General features: G+C 70.1%; 13 protein-coding genes. 10 read left to right on the forward strand and 3 right to left on the reverse strand.

Annotated features, from left to right (window positions below; all coding sequences use genetic code 11):
* Positions 1 to 689 precede the first annotated feature (689 nt).
* The 6 genes from Q5762_RS12645 to Q5762_RS12670 all read left to right on the forward strand — a co-directional run bounded on the left by Q5762_RS12645 (position 690) and on the right by Q5762_RS12670 (position 7,810).
* Positions 690 to 1,739, forward strand: coding sequence for an ABC transporter substrate-binding protein (locus tag Q5762_RS12645; RefSeq protein ID WP_315892137.1), 1,050 nt, complete (start codon positions 690 to 692; stop codon positions 1,737 to 1,739).
* 3 nt (positions 1,740 to 1,742) lie between these two features.
* Positions 1,743 to 2,591 carry a siderophore-interacting protein gene (locus Q5762_RS12650; RefSeq protein ID WP_315892138.1) on the forward strand — a complete coding sequence of 283 codons (849 nt, stop codon included), beginning with the start codon at positions 1,743 to 1,745 and terminating at the stop codon, positions 2,589 to 2,591.
* 135 nt (positions 2,592 to 2,726) lie between these two features.
* Complete coding sequence (locus tag Q5762_RS12655) at positions 2,727 to 4,232, forward strand: aspartate aminotransferase family protein (RefSeq protein WP_315892139.1); 1,506 nt, start codon at positions 2,727 to 2,729, stop codon at positions 4,230 to 4,232.
* Positions 4,213 to 5,514, forward strand: a complete 1,302-nt coding sequence (locus Q5762_RS12660; protein ID WP_315892140.1) for a lysine N(6)-hydroxylase/L-ornithine N(5)-oxygenase family protein — start codon at positions 4,213 to 4,215, stop codon at positions 5,512 to 5,514. The genes Q5762_RS12655 and Q5762_RS12660 overlap by 20 nt, the downstream gene beginning before the upstream one ends.
* A complete protein-coding gene (locus tag Q5762_RS12665) occupies positions 5,511 to 6,041 on the forward strand; it encodes a GNAT family N-acetyltransferase (protein ID WP_315892141.1) in 531 nt (176 codons plus the stop codon). Before Q5762_RS12660 ends, Q5762_RS12665 begins: the two co-directional genes overlap by 4 nt.
* Complete coding sequence (locus Q5762_RS12670; RefSeq protein ID WP_315892142.1) at positions 6,038 to 7,810, forward strand: IucA/IucC family siderophore biosynthesis protein; 1,773 nt, start codon at positions 6,038 to 6,040, stop codon at positions 7,808 to 7,810. The genes Q5762_RS12665 and Q5762_RS12670 overlap by 4 nt, the downstream gene beginning before the upstream one ends.
* 63 nt (positions 7,811 to 7,873) lie before the next feature.
* Here Q5762_RS12670 and Q5762_RS12675 read toward each other — a convergent pair whose 3' ends face one another.
* A complete protein-coding gene (locus Q5762_RS12675; RefSeq protein ID WP_399495014.1) occupies positions 7,874 to 9,493 on the reverse strand; it encodes a beta-N-acetylhexosaminidase in 1,620 nt (539 codons plus the stop codon).
* Positions 9,494 to 9,680: 187 nt separating this feature from the next.
* On the opposite strand from Q5762_RS12675, the gene Q5762_RS12680 reads away from it, so the two are divergent.
* Positions 9,681 to 9,956, forward strand: a complete 276-nt coding sequence (locus Q5762_RS12680; protein WP_315892144.1) for a hypothetical protein — start codon at positions 9,681 to 9,683, stop codon at positions 9,954 to 9,956.
* Positions 9,957 to 10,011: 55 nt separating this feature from the next.
* Entirely contained in the window at positions 10,012 to 11,829 is a 1,818-nt protein-coding gene (glmS, locus tag Q5762_RS12685) for a glutamine--fructose-6-phosphate transaminase (isomerizing) (protein ID WP_315892145.1), read from the forward strand.
* Positions 11,830 to 12,118: 289 nt separating this feature from the next.
* Here glmS and Q5762_RS12690 read toward each other — a convergent pair whose 3' ends face one another.
* Positions 12,119 to 12,682, reverse strand: coding sequence for a GPR1/FUN34/YaaH family transporter (locus Q5762_RS12690; protein ID WP_315892146.1), 564 nt, complete (start codon positions 12,680 to 12,682; stop codon positions 12,119 to 12,121).
* Between the two features lie 226 nt (positions 12,683 to 12,908).
* Positions 12,909 to 13,430 (reverse strand): universal stress protein, encoded by a 522-nt coding sequence (locus tag Q5762_RS12695; RefSeq protein WP_137989180.1) that lies wholly within the window; start codon positions 13,428 to 13,430, stop codon positions 12,909 to 12,911.
* A gap of 390 nt (positions 13,431 to 13,820) precedes the next feature.
* Between Q5762_RS12695 and Q5762_RS12700 the strand changes: the two genes are divergently transcribed.
* Both Q5762_RS12700 and Q5762_RS12705 read left to right on the forward strand, forming a co-directional pair.
* Complete coding sequence (locus Q5762_RS12700; RefSeq protein ID WP_315892147.1) at positions 13,821 to 14,240, forward strand: hypothetical protein; 420 nt, start codon at positions 13,821 to 13,823, stop codon at positions 14,238 to 14,240.
* 397 nt (positions 14,241 to 14,637) lie between these two features.
* Entirely contained in the window at positions 14,638 to 15,807 is a 1,170-nt protein-coding gene (locus Q5762_RS12705; RefSeq protein ID WP_315892148.1) for a helix-turn-helix domain-containing protein, read from the forward strand.
* Positions 15,808 to 15,943: the final 136 nt, after the last annotated feature.

The following is a 15,943-nucleotide window of genomic DNA, read 5'->3' on the forward strand; positions in this document are numbered from 1 at the left end:
GTGACCACCCCTTCCCGAAACCCTGCCGAGGGCTTGGGGTGACCTCGAACCGGGATGGGGCGACCCCCGTAATCGCGGGGGAACAAGATCGCCTTCGGGCAGGCCGGCAGCCTCCGTCCCCCTCGGCCCCTCGCTCCGGCCGCGCTCACCGCCGCCGCGCCGTACAGGGAAAACAGGCGCCCCATGCCCCAGGCCTGCGCGAGTGAACATAACTGCCCGAACTCCCGGCCCCCTTGGCCGTTTCGCCCGGAAACACCCACAACCCATGCAGGGTTACCGCGAGTACAACGCAGTTACGTCCACCCACCCGCTCCCGGCAGGGGGTTCGGGAAGGGGTGGGGTGGGGTGGGGTGGGGTGGGGTGGGGGAATCTCCCCCGGACGGTGATCAGCGGGGCGTGGGGCCCGGCCGCCCACCGGCGGTCGGTCGCTGCACGGTAACGCCCCCGCGAGGGCGTCAGCCGAGGTGGCCCTCCGCCGCCGCGCTCACGAACGCCGTGAATTGCGGCAGGAGTCACGTAACCGGCCCCTGTCCGACCGGACTTCAGAAGCGCCCGCATACGCCAACCGCATATTCCAGTGGCATGTGACGCAGACCTCAGCCCCACCCCTCCTGATCCACATGAGGTTAGGCTAACCTACCTTCGACTTGCCCCGGCCGTACCCGGCACGTACCGAAAGCGACACCTCCATGCCCAGCAACGCCCGAGTCACCTCCCTCACCCGTCGTGGCCTGCTCACCGCCGGCGGCGCCCTCGGGCTCGGCGCCGCGCTCGCCGCCTGTGGCACCAAGAGCGCGGGCGGCGGCGATGCCGCCGACACCGGGCAGAAGGCCGGTCCGTGGAAGTTCACCGACGACCGCGGTACGGCCGTCGAGGCGAAGTCCACCCCGAAGAACATCGTCGCCTTCACCGGAATGGCCGCCGCCCTCAAGGACTTCGGCATCGAGGTCAAGGGCGTCTTCGGTCCGACCTACGTCGAGGACCCGAAGACCAAGGAGAAGAAGCCGGACGTCCAGGCCGGCGACCTCGACATCGCCAAGGTCAAGGTCCTCGGCAACGTCTGGGGCGAGTTCAAGATCGAGGAGTACCTCAAGCTCCAGCCCGAGCTCCTCATCACCGACATGTGGGAGAAGAACGACCTCTGGTACGTCCCGGCCGAGCAGAAGGACAAGATCCTCAAGATCGCGCCGAGCGTCGCCCTGTGGGCCGCCGACAAGTCGATGCCGGCCGTCCTCCAGCGCCACGCCGACCTCGCCGCCTCCCTGGGCGCCGATGTGAAGACCAAGCAGATCCAGGACGACAAGGCCCGCTTCGAGGCCGCCGCCGAGCGCGTCCGCCAGGCCGCCAAGGGCAAGAAGGACATCAAGGTCCTGATCGGCTCCGGCTCCCCCGACCTGTTCTACGTCTCCACCCCGGTCCGGCCGACCGACACGGTCTACTTCAAGGAGCTGGGCGTCAACATCGTCACGCCCACCAAGCTTGACCAGGGCGGCTGGTTCGAGGGCCTGAGCTGGGAGAACGTCGACAAGTACCAGGCCGACATCATCATGCTCGACAACCGCACCTCGGCCCTCCAGCCCGAGGCGCTCAAGGCCAAGCCGACCTGGGCCGCGCTGCCCGCCGTCAAGGCCGGCCAGGTCATCCCGCGCGTGACCGAGCCCATCTACTCGTACGCCAAGTGCGCCCCGCTCCTCGAGGACCTGGCGAAGGCCCTGGAGAACGCGAAGAAGGTGTCCTGACCCATGACGAACGCCGAGACCGCCCCGTTCCAGTTCTTCTCCCTCCAGGTCGACCGGACGAGGCGGCTCGGCCCGTCCCTGGTCCGGATCACCTTCACCGGCACCGACCTGAAGGCCTTCGCCGCCGGTGGGCGCGACCAGTCGCTCTCCCTCTTCCTGCCCCACCCCGGCCAGGAGGCCCCGGTCCTGCCGCCGCTGGACGACCCGGACATGTACGCGATCCTGGGCGCCTGGCGCGCGATGCCGGACGACGAGCGGGCCGTGATGCGCTCGTACACCGTCCGGGAGCAACGCCACGACCCGGCCGAGGTCGACATCGACTTCGCCCTCCACGAGGACGGCGGCCCCGCCTGCCGCTGGGCCCAGCAGGCCGAGCCCGGTGACCGGGTCGTCGTGCTCGGCCCGGCGGTCGCCGAGAACACCGGCGTCCGCTTCCAACTCCCGCCCGACGCCGACTCCGTCGTCATCTGGGCGGACGAGACGGCCCTGCCGGCCGCCTCGGCGATCCTGGAGTGGCTGCCGGCCGGGATCCCCGCCCTGGTCCACGTCGAAGTCCCGTACTCCGGCGACCGGACCGAGCTGACCACCGAGGCCGACGCCACGGTCACCTGGCTCGTACGGGAGGAGGGGGCGCCGTCCGCCGTGGACGCGGTGCGCGCCGCCGAACTGCCGGGCACATCCCCGTACGTCTGGATCGCGGGCGAGTCCGGCTCGGTGAAGGAGCTGCGCCGTCACTTCGTACGCGACCGCGAACTCGACCGCCGGCGCGTCACGTTCGTCGGCTACTGGCGCAAGGGCCTGTCCGAGGACGCCTTGCGCGAGGCACCTGCGGAGACGTCGGAAGACGCGTAGCGGCACAGCCCTTCCGTACGCCCGACGACCCCTCACCTGTCCTAGGTGGGGGGTCTTTTGCTCGCAAACTTAGGTTAGGCTAACCTTACTTCTGCATCGCCCCTCTCCCCGCTCCCTGTCCGGAGGACCATCCCCATGCGCTCGCACCTGCTCAACGACGCCACGGCGGAGAGCTACCGGCGCTCCGTCACCGAAGGAGTCGAGCGGGTGGCGAGGAAACTCGCCACGACGCGCCGCCCGTTCACCGGTGTCACCCCCGCCGCGCTGGCCCCCACCGTCGCCGCCGTCGACCTCGACAAGCCGCTCGGCGACTCCTCCGCCGCCCTCGACGAGCTGGAGAGCGTCTACCTCCGCGACGCCGTCTACTTCCACCACCCGCGCTACCTGGGCCACCTCAACTGCCCGGTCGTCATCCCCGCCGTCCTCGGCGAGGCCGTCCTCTCGGCGGTCAACTCCTCGCTGGACACCTGGGACCAGAGCGCCGGCGGCACCCTCATCGAGCGCAAGCTGATCGACTGGACGAACGGCCGGATCGGATTCGAGGCCACCAACGCTCCGTCCGCCGATGGCTCCGCCGACGGCGTCTTCACCAGCGGGGGTTCGCAGTCCAACCTCCAGGCCCTCCTCCTGGCCCGCGAGGAGGCGAAGACGAGCGACCTGTCCAAGCTCCGCGTCTTCACCTCCGACTGCAGCCACTTCAGCGTCCAGAAGTCCGCCGGTCTCCTCGGCCTCGGCCCCGACGCCGTCATCTCCATCCCGGTCGACCGGACCAGGCGCATGCAGTCCGTCGTCCTCGCCGCCGAGTTGGAGGCCTGCCGCGCCGAGGGCCTGACCCCGATGGCGATCGTCGCCACCGCCGGCACCACCGACTTCGGCTCCATCGACCCGCTGCACGAGATCGCCGCCCTGGCCGACGAGTACGGCGCCTGGATGCACGTCGACGCCGCCTACGGCTGCGGGCTGCTCGCCTCGCGCACCCGCCGCCACCTCCTGGACGGCATCGAGCGGGCCGACTCCGTCACCGTCGACTTCCACAAGTCCTTCTTCCAGCCGGTGAGCTCCTCCGCCCTCCTGGTCCGGGACGGGGCCACCCTGCGCCACGCCACGTACCACGCGGACTACCTCAACCCGCTCCCCCAAGCTCTCGGCTCCGCTCGAGCAGGGGGGACCCCCACGGTCGCCGAGCAGATCCCGAACCAGGTCGACAAGTCGCTCCAGACCACCCGCCGCTTCGACGCGCTCAAGCTGTGGATGACCCTGCGCGTGATGGGCGCCGACGGCGTCGGCGAGCTCTTCGACGAGGTCTGCGACCTGGCCGCGGCCGGCTTCGAACTCCTCGCCGCCGACCCCCGCTACGACGTGGTCGTCCAGCCGCAGCTGTCCACGCTCGTCTACCGCTACATCCCCGAGGCCGTCACCTCCCCCGCCGAGATCGACCGCGCCAACCTCTACGCCCGCAAGGCGCTCTTCGCCTCCGGCGAGGCCGTGGTCGCCGGGACGAAGGTCGACGGCCGCCAGTACCTGAAGTTCACCCTGCTCAACCCCGAGACGACCGTGCCCGACATCGCCGCCGTCCTCGATCTGATAGCCGGCCACGCCGAGCAGTACCTGGGAGAGACCCTTGTCCACGCAGCCTCTTGACTTCATCGGCATCGGGCTCGGGCCGTTCAACCTCGGCCTCGCCTGCCTCACCGAGCCCCTCGACGAACTGAACGGCCTCTTCCTGGAGTCCAAGCCGGACTTCGAATGGCACTCCGGGATGTTCCTCGAAGGCGCCCACCTCCAGACGCCCTTCATGTCGGACCTGGTCACGATGGCCGACCCGACCTCCCCGTACTCCTTCCTGAACTACCTGAAGGCGAAGGGGCGGCTGTACTCGTTCTACATCCGCGAGAACTTCTACCCGCTGCGGACCGAGTACAACGACTACTGCCGCTGGGCCGCCGACCAGCTGAGCAGCATCCGCTTCTCCACCACGGTCACCGCCGTCACCTACGACGAGACCGCCGAGGAGTACGTGGTGACGACGGAGGCCGGAGAATCGTTCCGGGCCCGCCGGCTCGTGCTCGGCACCGGCACCCCGCCGTACGTCCCCGACTCCTGCCAGGGCCTCGGCGGCGACGTGATCCACAACTCGCGCTACCTCCAGAACAAGGAAGCGCTGCAGAAGAAGAAGTCGATCACCCTGGTCGGCAGCGGCCAGAGCGCGGCGGAGATCTACTACGACCTCCTCTCCGAGATCGACGTCCACGGCTACCGGCTCAACTGGGTGACCCGCTCCCCGCGCTTCTTCCCGCTGGAGTACACCAAGCTGACCCTGGAGATGACCTCGCCGGAGTACGTGGACTACTTCCACGCGCTGCCCGAGCAGACCCGCAGCCGCCTGGAGAACCAGCAGAAGAACCTGTTCAAGGGCATCGACGGCGAGCTGATCGACGCCATCTTCGACCTGCTCTACCAGAAGAACCTGGCCGGACCGGTCCAGACTCGTCTGCTGACCAACTCGGCGCTGCACTCCGCCGCGTACGACGACACCAGCGGCACGGACACCGGCGGCACGGGCACCAGCGGCACGTACACGCTCGGCTTCCATCAGGAGGAGCAGGGGAAGGACTTCACGCTGGAGACCGAGGGCCTGATCCTCGCCACCGGCTACAAGTACACCGTCCCCGCGTTCCTGGAGCCGGTCAAGGACCGCCTCATGTGGGACGGGCAGGGCCGCTTCGACGTCGCCCGCAACTATTCGATCGACACGACGGGCCGCGGCGTCTTCCTGCAGAACGCCTCCGTGCACACGCACTCCATCACCTCGCCCGACCTGGGCATGGGCGCGTACCGCAACGCGTACATCATCGGAGCGATGCTGGGCTACGACCACTACCCCGTCGAGAAGACCATCGCGTTCCAGGAGTTCGCAGTATGAGCATCCGCTTCCGCCCCCTCGATCCGCTCGCGGACGCCGAGCTGATCCACGCCTGGGTCACCCACCCCAAGGCCGCCTTCTGGATGATGCAGGACGCGAAGCTCCAGGACGTCGAGCGCGAGTACATGGCATTCGCCGCCAACCCGCACCACGAGGCCTTCATCGGCCTCGTCGACGACGTGCCCGCGATCCTCATGGAGCGGTACGACCCCTCCCAGCTGGAGCTGGTCGGACTGTACGAGCCGCTCCCCGGTGACGTCGGCATGCACTTCCTCGTCGCGCCCACCGACACCCCCGTGCACGGCTTCACCCGCCGGGTCATCACCGCCGTGATGCGCGAGCTGTTCGCCGACCCGGCGACCGAGCGGGTCGTCGTCGAGCCGGACGTGGCCAACAAGGCCGTCCACGCGCTCAACGAGGCCGTCGGCTTCGTGGCCGAGCGCGAGATCCAGAAGCCGGAGAAGAAGGCGCTGCTGTCCTTCTGCACCCGCGCCCAGTTCGAAGCCGCCGTGGGAGTACGCATATGAACCCCGTCGCCCACCTCACCCCCGCCCGCTGGGCCGACGCCAACCGGGCGCTGATCCGCAAGGGCCTCGCCGAGTTCGCCCACGAGCGGCTGCTCAACCCGCAGGAGCTCGGGGAGGACCGCTACCGCGTCCTCAGCGACGACGGCACGGTCGAGTACCGCTTCACCGCCGACCGGTACGCGCTCGACCACTGGCAGGTCCACGCCGAGTCGATCAGCCGCCACCGCGGCGACGAGCACCTCCCGCTCGACGCGCTGCAGTTCGTCACCGAGCTGCGCGGCTCGCTCGGCCTGAGCGACGAGGTCCTGCCCGTCTACCTGGAGGAGGTCTCCTCCACCCTCTCCGGTACGGCGTACAAGGCGACCAAGCCGCCCGTCACCGCCGCCGAGCTGGCGCGCGCGGACTTCCAGGCGATCGAGACCGGGATGACCGAGGGCCACCCCTGTTTCGTCGCCAACAACGGCCGGCTCGGCTTCGGCATCGACGAGTACCACGCGTACGCCCCCGAGGCCGCCACCCCCGTCCACCTGATCTGGCTGGCCGCGCGCCGCGACCGCACCACCTTCACGGCCGGCGCGGGCATCGAGTACGACGCGTTCATCCGCACCGAGCTGGGGGACACGGCGGTCGACGGCTTCGCCGCGACCCTCGCCGAGCGGGGCCTGGACCTCGCCGACTACCTGCTGATGCCGGTCCACCCCTGGCAGTGGTGGAACAAGCTGTCCGTCACCTTCGCCGCCGAGGTGGCGCAGGAACGCCTGGTGTACCTGGGCGAGGGCGACGACGGCTATCTGGCGCAGCAGTCGATCCGTACCTTCTTCAACACCGCCGACCCGGCCAAGCACTACGTGAAGACCGCGATCTCGGTCCTCAACATGGGCTTCATGCGCGGGCTCTCGGCGGCGTACATGGAGGCGACCCCCGCGATCAACGACTGGCTGGCGGGGCTGATCGACGCCGACCCCGTCTTCGCCACGGCCCGCTTCTCGATCATCCGCGAGCGGGCGGCGGTCGGCTACCGGCACCTGGAGTACGAGGCGGCCACCGACCGCTACTCCCCGTACCGCAAGATGCTCGCCGCGCTCTGGCGCGAGTCGCCGGTGGCCTCCCTCGCCCCGGGCGAGCGGCTCGCGACGATGGCCTCGCTGCTCCATGTCGACCACGCGGGCGCGTCCTTCGCCGCCGCGCTGATCAAGGACTCGGGCCAGGTGCCGACGGAGTGGCTGCGCGGCTACCTGGACGCGTACCTGCTGCCGCTGCTGCACAGCTTCTACGCGTACGACCTGGTCTACATGCCGCACGGCGAGAACGTGATCCTGGTCCTCGACGAGCGGGGCGCGGTCGTCCGGGCGGTGTTCAAGGACATCGCCGAGGAGATCTGCGTGATGGACCCGACGGCGGTGCTGCCGCCGGCGGTGGAGCGGATCCGGGCGGACGTCCCGGAGGACATGAAGCTGCTTTCGATCTTCACGGACGTCTTCGACTGCTTCTTCCGCTTCTTCGCGGCGACGCTGGCGGCGGAGGGCACGCTCGACGAGGACGCGTTCTGGCGGACGGTCGCGGAGTGCGTGCGCGGCTACCAGGAGTCGAAGCCGGAGCTGGCGGAGAAGTTCGACCGGTACGACCTGTTCGCCGAGACGTTCGCGCTCTCCGCGCTCAACCGCCTCCAGCTGCGCAACAACCAGCAGATGGTGGACCTGTCGGATCCGTCGGCGGCGCTCCAGCTGGTCGGCGACCTGGTGAACCCGATCGCGCGGTTCGCACGGTAGCTCAGCCCCTCAAGAACAGGCGGGCTCCCCGGAGTATGGTCCTCCGGGGAGCCCGTCCTTACGTCACTGCGCCGGCCACGGAACCTGAGGCGACCGGTAGTAGTCGATCCCGAGGGCCTCGAAACGCGGCCCCTGCGCCGCAAGGCGCACGCGGTACCTCTCCCAGTCGTGCGTGGCCGCCGGGGACCAGCCCAGTTCGGCCACGCCCGGCAGGCGCGGGAAGGCCATCTGGTCGATGTCCGCGTTCTGCGAGATCGTCTCCGTCCAGAGCGGCGCCTCGACGCCCTTGACGGCCTCGGCGGGCGCCCCCGCCAGGTAGGCAGCCGGGTTCCAGTCGTACGACCTCTGCACCTCGACGTAGCCGGCCCAGGCGAGGCCCAGCTTGGTGTCCTTGTCGTACTTCATGTCGAGGTAGACCCGGTCGGCGGGCGAGAGGATCAGCCCGGTACCGTTCCGCGCGGCGGCCGCGACCTGCTCCTTCTCCGCCGCGCCCGTACGGTCGAGGCCCCAGTACTGGGCGAGCGCGCCCTTGGCGGGCGTGGCGCCGGTGAGCTGGTGCCAGCCGACGACGGTCTTGCCGTACGCGGCGACGATCGGCTGGACCTTCGCCATGAAGGCCTCGTAGTCCGCTTGGGGCGTGGAGTGCGCCTCGTCGCCGCCGATGTGGAGGTACTTGCCCGGGGTGAGTGCGGCGAGCTCGCGGATGACGTCGTCCACGAAGTCGTACGTGATGTCCTTCGGCACGCACAGCGAGCTGAAGCCGACGGCGGTGCCGGTGTAGAGCGGCGGGGCGACGCCGTCGCAGTTCAGCTCGGCGTACGAGGCGAGGGCGGCGTTGGTGTGGCCGGGCAGGTCGATCTCGGGGACGACCTCCTGATAGCGGGAGGCGGCGTAGCGGACGATCTCCTTGTAGTCGTCCTTGGTGTAGTAGCCGCCGGGGCCGCCGCCGACCTGGGTGGAGCCGCCGTAGGTGGCGAGCCGAGGCCAGGAGTCGATGGCGATGCGCCAGCCCTGGTCGTCGGAGAGGTGCAGGTGCAGCTTGTTCACCTTGTAGAGGGCGAGCTGGTCGATGTACCGCTTGACCTGGTCGACGGTGAAGAAGTGCCGGGAGACGTCGAGCATCGCGCCGCGGTAGGCGTAGCGCGGGGTGTCGGTGATGGTGCCGCCCGCGACGTTCCAGGGCCCGGACTGGACGGTCCTCATCTCGACGGCGGCCGGGAGCTGCTGGCGCAGGGTCTGGACGCCGCGGAAGAGTCCGGCGGGCCGGTGGGCCGTGAGGGTGATGCCGTCGCGTCCGGACTGGAGCCGGTAGCCCTCGTCGCCGAGCGACTTCTCCGCGCCGCTGAGGCGGAGCCGGATGCCGCCGCGCGCCTCGTCCTCGTCGACGACGCGCAGGGAGTGGCCGGTGGAGGGGCGCAGGATGCCGGCGAGGTAGTCGGCGATCGCGCGGGACTCGCGGGAGCGCTCGTCGATCCGGATGCGGGTGGCGCCGGTGATCGCGTACGGCTGCCCGGCCGGTGCCACGGAGGCGGGGACGGGGACGATCTGGCCGAGCGGGCGGGTGGTGGGTTCGGCGACGGAGTGGGAGGCGGGGGCGGCTCCGACGCAGGAGATGCCGGCCGCCGCAAGGAGCAGCAGGGCGCCGAGCACACGGGGAAGCGTTCTGCGCTGTCTCACAGGCATGGTCCCTTTCGGTGGACTTCGCGGCTGTGGGTATGCGTATCCGAACAGTCACCATGCGTACCGTGGACCACTTCCGCGGGTCAAGGTATAGACCAATTCCCCCGCCAGGACGGTGATCATGAAGCCATCTGCCCGAATTCGGGCAGGATTCTTGCGAAGAGCCGGGGGTACCCCTCAGTATTCACAGGTGCTCGATCGCCGCCCGTCGCATGACGACCTCATCGACCACCTGGTGCGCAGCACCGCGCTCCAGCGCGGTGAGGCAGCCCGGGTGGTACTCGACGTGCTGGCGTACTTCGACGAGTCGACCGAGGACTTCGTCCGCCGCCGCCACCGCGAGCTGCAGTCGGGCGGCGCCGTGAACGCCGAGATTTTCGAGCGCGTCGCGGCCGAGCTGCCGCACCGCGCCGTGGCGCCACCGGAGCTCTCGCTCCGGCAGCTGCGCCGGATCGTCTACGGCTGAGTCATGACGGACACACGGCGGGGCACGTTCACCAACCTGGAGGGGTAACACCTTTATGTGCGGAATTGTCGGTTACATCGGAAAGCGCGACGTCGCCCCGCTGCTGCTGGAAGGCCTGCAGCGGCTGGAGTACCGGGGTTACGACTCCGCGGGCATCGTCATCACCAGCCCGAAGGCCGCCGGCCTGAAGATGGTCAAGGCCAAGGGCCGGGTCCGTGACCTGGAAGCCCGTGTCCCCAAGCGCTTCACCGGCACCACCGGCATCGCCCACACCCGCTGGGCCACCCACGGCGCGCCGAGCGACATCAACTCGCACCCGCACCTGGACCCGGAGAACAAGGTCGCGGTCGTCCACAACGGCATCGTGGACAACGCCCAGGAGCTGCGCGCCAAGCTGGAGGCGGACGGCGTCGTCTTCGCCTCCGAGACCGACACCGAGGTCATCACCCACCTGATCGCCCGCTCCCAGGCCACCACCCTGGAGGAGAAGGTCCGCGAGGCGCTCAAGCACATCGAGGGCACCTACGGCATCGCCGTCATGCACGCCGAGTTCAACGACCGCATCGTGGTGGCCCGCAACGGCTCCCCGGTCGTCCTCGGCATCGGCGAGAAGGAGATGTTCGTCGCCTCGGACGTCGCCGCCCTGATCGCCCACACCCGCCAGGTCGTCACCCTCGACGACGGCGAGATGGCCACCCTGAAGGCCGACGACTTCCGTACGTACACCACCTCGGGCGCCACGACCACGGCCACCCCGGAGACCGTCGAGTGGGAGGCCGCCTCCTACGACATGGGCGGCCACGACACGTACATGCACAAGGAGATCTCCGAGCAGCCCGACGCGGTCGACCGCGTGCTGCGCGGCCGGATCGACGACCGGTTCTCCACCGTCCACCTGGGCGGCCTGAACCTGGACGCCCGCGAGGCCCGCTCGATCCGCCGGATCAAGATCCTCGGCTGTGGCACCTCGTACCACGCCGGTCTCATCGGCGCCGGGCTCATCGAGTCCATGGCGCGGATCCCCGCCGACGCCGAGCCGGCCTCGGAGTTCCGCTACCGCAACCCGGTCGTGGACCCCGACACCCTGTACATCGCCGTCTCCCAGTCGGGTGAGACGTACGACGTGCTCGCCGCCGTGCAGGAGCTGAAGCGGAAGGGCGCCCGCGTCATCGGCGTCGTCAACGTGGTCGGCTCGGCCATCGCCCGTGAGGCCGACGGCGGCGTGTACGTGCACGCCGGCCCGGAGGTCTGCGTCGTCTCCACCAAGTGCTTCACCAACACGGTCACCGCGTTCGCGCTGATCGCGCTGCACCTCGGCCGCATCCGCGACCTGTCGGTGACCGACGGCAAGCGGATCATCGAGGGCCTGCGCAAGCTGCCCGGCCAGATCAGCGAGATCCTCGAGACCGAGGACGAGATCAAGAAGATCGCCGAGGCGTACGCCGGCGCCCAGTCGATGATGTTCATCGGCCGCGTGCGGGGCTACCCCGTCGCCCTTGAGGCCTCCCTGAAGCTCAAGGAGATCTCGTACATCCACGCCGAGGCGTACCCGGCCTCCGAGCTGAAGCACGGTCCGCTCGCGCTGATCGAGCCGGCCCTGCCGACGGTCGCGATCGTCCCCGACGACGACCTGCTGGAGAAGAACCGCGCCGCCCTCGAGGAGATCAAGGCCCGCAGCGGCCGCATCCTCGCGGTCGCGCACCAGCCGCAGGTGAAGGCCGACCACACCATCGTCGTGCCGAAGAACGAGGACGAGCTGGACCCGATCCTGATGGGCATCCCGCTCCAGCTCCTCGCCTACCACACGGCGCTCGCCATGGGCCGCGACATCGACAAGCCGCGCAACCTGGCCAAGTCCGTCACGGTCGAGTAGCAGCCTCCGGGCGCGGCCCGGAGGACGAGCAACAGCTTCCGGGCCTGTCCCGGAGGACGAGCAACAGCTTCCGGGCTTGTCCCGGAGGACGAGCAGCAGCTTCCGGGCTTGTCCCCGGAGGTCGAGTGCAGCCCGGGCCTGTCACCTGGAGCTCTCGACCACGGCCGGGAAAGCCCGTCCGCCCGCATTCCGGACCTGTCCCCGGAAGGGCGGACGCCCGGCCGGACACGAAAGCGGTCCCCGCGCACGTCACTCGTGCGCGGGGACCGCTTTCTTCCTGGGCTACGCGTCAGCTCGCCGCGGCCGCGCTGCGGCCCGAGCGGCTGAGCGACGTCGGCCAGTGGGCCACCGCCGCCGTCGCGCCGTACCAGGCCACCAGGCCCGCCACCGCGGCGACCCAGCCGCCCGCCTTCCCGAGCCCGCCGTTGTCGGCGAGGGCGCCGATGCCGAGCAGCAGCAGGGCGACGAACAACAGCCCGTAGACGCCCTGTCCGAACAGACCGCTGCCCGCGGCGGCCATGGTCAGCGTGAGCGCGAGCAGCGCCCACAGCAGCAGGAAGAGACCGGTCGCCTCGGCCGAACCGCCGTCGCCGACTCCGGTCCCCCAGGTGAACCAGAAGGCGCCGAGCGCCGAATAGGCCGTGCCCTCACCGCCGTTGCCGGCGCGCAGGGCGAGCAGACCGACGAGGAAGAGCGCCACCCCGCCGACCCAGGTGGCGAGGGATGCGGCGTCCGACGCCGCGACGTTGTCGATGACGCCCGTGCTGCCGATGCCGAAGGCCAGCAGGGTCAGTCCGAGCGCGAGGTGGCCGAGAGTGGAGGTCGTGTTTCCCGCGGCGACGTCGTTGTCCACGGCGGGCTCCCTTCAAGTGGGCAGTTGTGCTGCGTGAGCTGCTTGTTCCGGTGACTTTTAAGTACCCTTCACAAGCGAACAAATCACCTGACGGCGGCAGAAATTATCGCCGTACCAAGGGAGTTGACGAGGCGTCGAGAAAGTGAAGCTCAGGGGATGACGAACAGGGCCTGACGATCAGGACGATGAGGGCGGACAGGGCGATCGGGCGATCAGGGCGTGGCGATCACGGGATGACGATGACGGGCCGCTGCGCGCGCTTCGCGAGCCGGCCGGCCACCGAGCCGAAGATCCGGCCGACGATCCCGTGCGTCGAGCCGACCACGATCGCGTCGGCCGAGTACTCGCGGCCGACCTCCTCCAACTCGTGACAGATGTCACCGCCGCGCTCGACCAGGATCCAGGGAACCTCGGCCAGATAGTCCGCGCAGGCGAGCTCCAGACCGAGCACCTCGGTGCGGTGGTCCGGGACGTCGACGAAGACCGGCGGCTCGCAGCCCGCCCAGACGGTCGTGGGCAGTCTGTTGGCGACGTGCACGATGATCAGGCCGGATCCGGAGCGCCGGGCCATGCCGATGGCGTAGGCGAGGGCCCGTTCACTGGACGTGGAGCCGTCGAAACCGACGACCACTCCGTGCCGGAAGGCGGGGTCACAGGAGTGACGTGGCTGTTCCACCGCGAGGGGGTCGACCGTGGAGTCGGCGACGCGCTTGCGGTCCGCGGGTTCGGGGAATTCGTGACCGGCCATCGGTGTCTCGGCGAAGAAGATCCTTGTGGGAAGGGAATGTGGAGAACGTCGTACGGAACAACGGTTGGCGGCGGAGCTGTGTCCGGGAATCATCTTCCCAAGCCCATACCCCCAAGGGTACGGCGACACTCCTCTCCTGCCCAGAGCCGTCCAGGCCCACCCGCGGCGCTCGCACGGCGTTCCAGGGAGCATGCACGAGCCCGTCCCGTTATGGCAATGCCGCCTGTGCCCTACAGCTGCCCTCCAGCCGTCCTCGCGGGGACCGACCCGGCGGCCGACCAGGGAGCCGACCAGGGGCCAAACGGACGCCCGTCGGCGCCCCCGGCAGTGACCGGAACGTTCCGCTTCTCGTTCCCACAGGTCCAGTCACCGTCGCAGGGAGCCCCGACCGTGCCCGCACCAACGGCCGCCGCCACCGCCCGCCCCGCCGACCTCCATTCCGACCTCCACAGCCCGGCCCACTCCCCGGCCCACTCCCCGGCTCACCCCCCGGCTCACTCCCCCGCGCCGGCGCCGGGGCCCGGCCGGAGGCGCCCACCGGAGCCGCCGGGGGGTACTTCGGCGAGCGCGACCGCGGACCCGGCGGGCGACGTCGTCCGGTGGGCGGTCTTCTGCTGCGTGCTCGTCCCGGTCGTCCTCGTCGCCTACGGCACCTCGCTGGGCGGGGCCGCCGGAACGGCCCTCGGGCTCGCCGCCGTGACGGCGGTCTGCCGGGTGCTGCTGCGCCGCGCGGAACACGGTCTGCGGGCCGAGTCCGCGGGACCCCGGGCACGTCGCTCGCACGGCGGCCGAAACCACCGTCAGGGCTGACGCGTCCCTCGCGAAGCTGACGGGTTCGCACACCCACACCCGTATAATTTCAGCCAAGTTCCAAAAGCCGGCGAGTCCTTGTCGGAACGCCCCCTCAACCCCCTCGCCACCAGGCCCGGAAGCCGCGGGCCGGGCCCACGCACCCTACGGGGACGGGCCATGCGGGCACAGCGCTCTTCCCTGCGCGGCCCGCGAGTGGAACGCTTCGTGATCGAATGCTTCGCGCCAAGTTGCCTTGTCGACAATGTGCCGGATGGAGAACTTGTCACCCCGGCGCCACGGAACACAGTAGATTCGATCATGGGTATCGAAGACTGGGGTCTCGTGCAAAACCGAGGGGAAACGTGCAGGAGCGACAGGACCAGGGAGACGCGAACACCGAGGGGGGCTTAGCGTCATGAGCCAGGACTCCGCCGTAACGGAGGCCGCACGGAAGCTGACCGGGCGCCGCCGCCGCGAAGTAGTCGCAGTGCTGCTGTTCAGTGGTGGCCCCATCTTCGAGAGCTCCATCCCGCTCTCCGTGTTCGGAATCGACCGGCAGGACGCCGGAGTGCCGCGCTACCGGCTGCTGGTGTGCGCCGGCGAGGAAGGCCCGCTGCGGACCACAGGGGGCCTCGAACTGACCGCGCCGTACGGCCTGGACGCGATCAGTCGCGCCGGAACCGTCGTCGTACCGGCCTGGCGGTCGATCACCTCGCCGCCGCCGCCGGAAGCACTCGAAGCGCTGCGCCGGGCACACGAAGAGGGCGCGCGGATCGTCGGGCTGTGCACCGGCGCGTTCGTGCTCGCCGCCGCCGGGCTGCTCGACGGCCGCCCGGCCACCACACACTGGATGTACGCGCCGACGCTCGCGAAGCGCTATCCGTCGGTCCATGTGGACCCGCGGGAGCTCTTCGTCGACGACGGCGACGTACTGACCTCGGCCGGCACCGCGGCCGGCATCGACCTGTGTCTGCACATCGTGCGGACCGACCACGGCGCGGAGGCCGCGGGCGCGCTTGCGCGCCGGCTGGTCGTCCCGCCGCGGCGCAGCGGCGGTCAGGAGCGCTACCTCGACAGGTCTTTACCAGAGGAGATCGGCGCCGACCCGCTCGCGGAGGTCGTCGCCTGGGCCCTGGAGCACCTCCACGAGCAGTTCGACGTGGAGACGCTGGCGGCTCGCGCGTACATGTCACGGCGGACGTTCGACCGCCGTTTCCGTTCGCTGACGGGCTCGGCACCGCTGCAGTGGCTGATCACCCAGCGGGTGCTGCAGGCGCAGCGGCTGCTCGAGACCTCCGACTACTCGGTCGACGAGGTCGCGGGTCGCTGCGGCTTCCGCTCCCCGGTGGCGCTGCGCGGGCACTTCCGCCGCCAGCTCGGCTCCTCGCCGGCCGCGTACCGCGCGGCCTACCGGGCCCGGCGCCCGCAGTCCGAGACGACGACGGCGGTGCTCGACCCGCTGGTGCCGTCGCAGGGCGCGCCGATGATCCGGCGGCCCGGTGGTCCGCTGGAGCCGGGGAAGTCGCAGTCCGACGCGTACGCCTCCGGGCGTCCGGCCCTGCCGGGCCAGCGCAGCGCCCCCTAGGGGGCCGTCCAGACCGCGCGCCACAAGCCGCGCATCGATAGAAACCGACGGGCGTCCGGGGACACCTCTCCCGGGCGCCCGTCGGCGTACGCCGGTACGGCTCGGGGCCGCGGCCCCCGTCCGCCCGCCGGACAGG

It is taken from the genome of Streptomyces sp. P9(2023) (assembly GCF_032436795.1).
GTDB lineage: Bacteria > Actinomycetota > Actinomycetes > Streptomycetales > Streptomycetaceae > Streptomyces.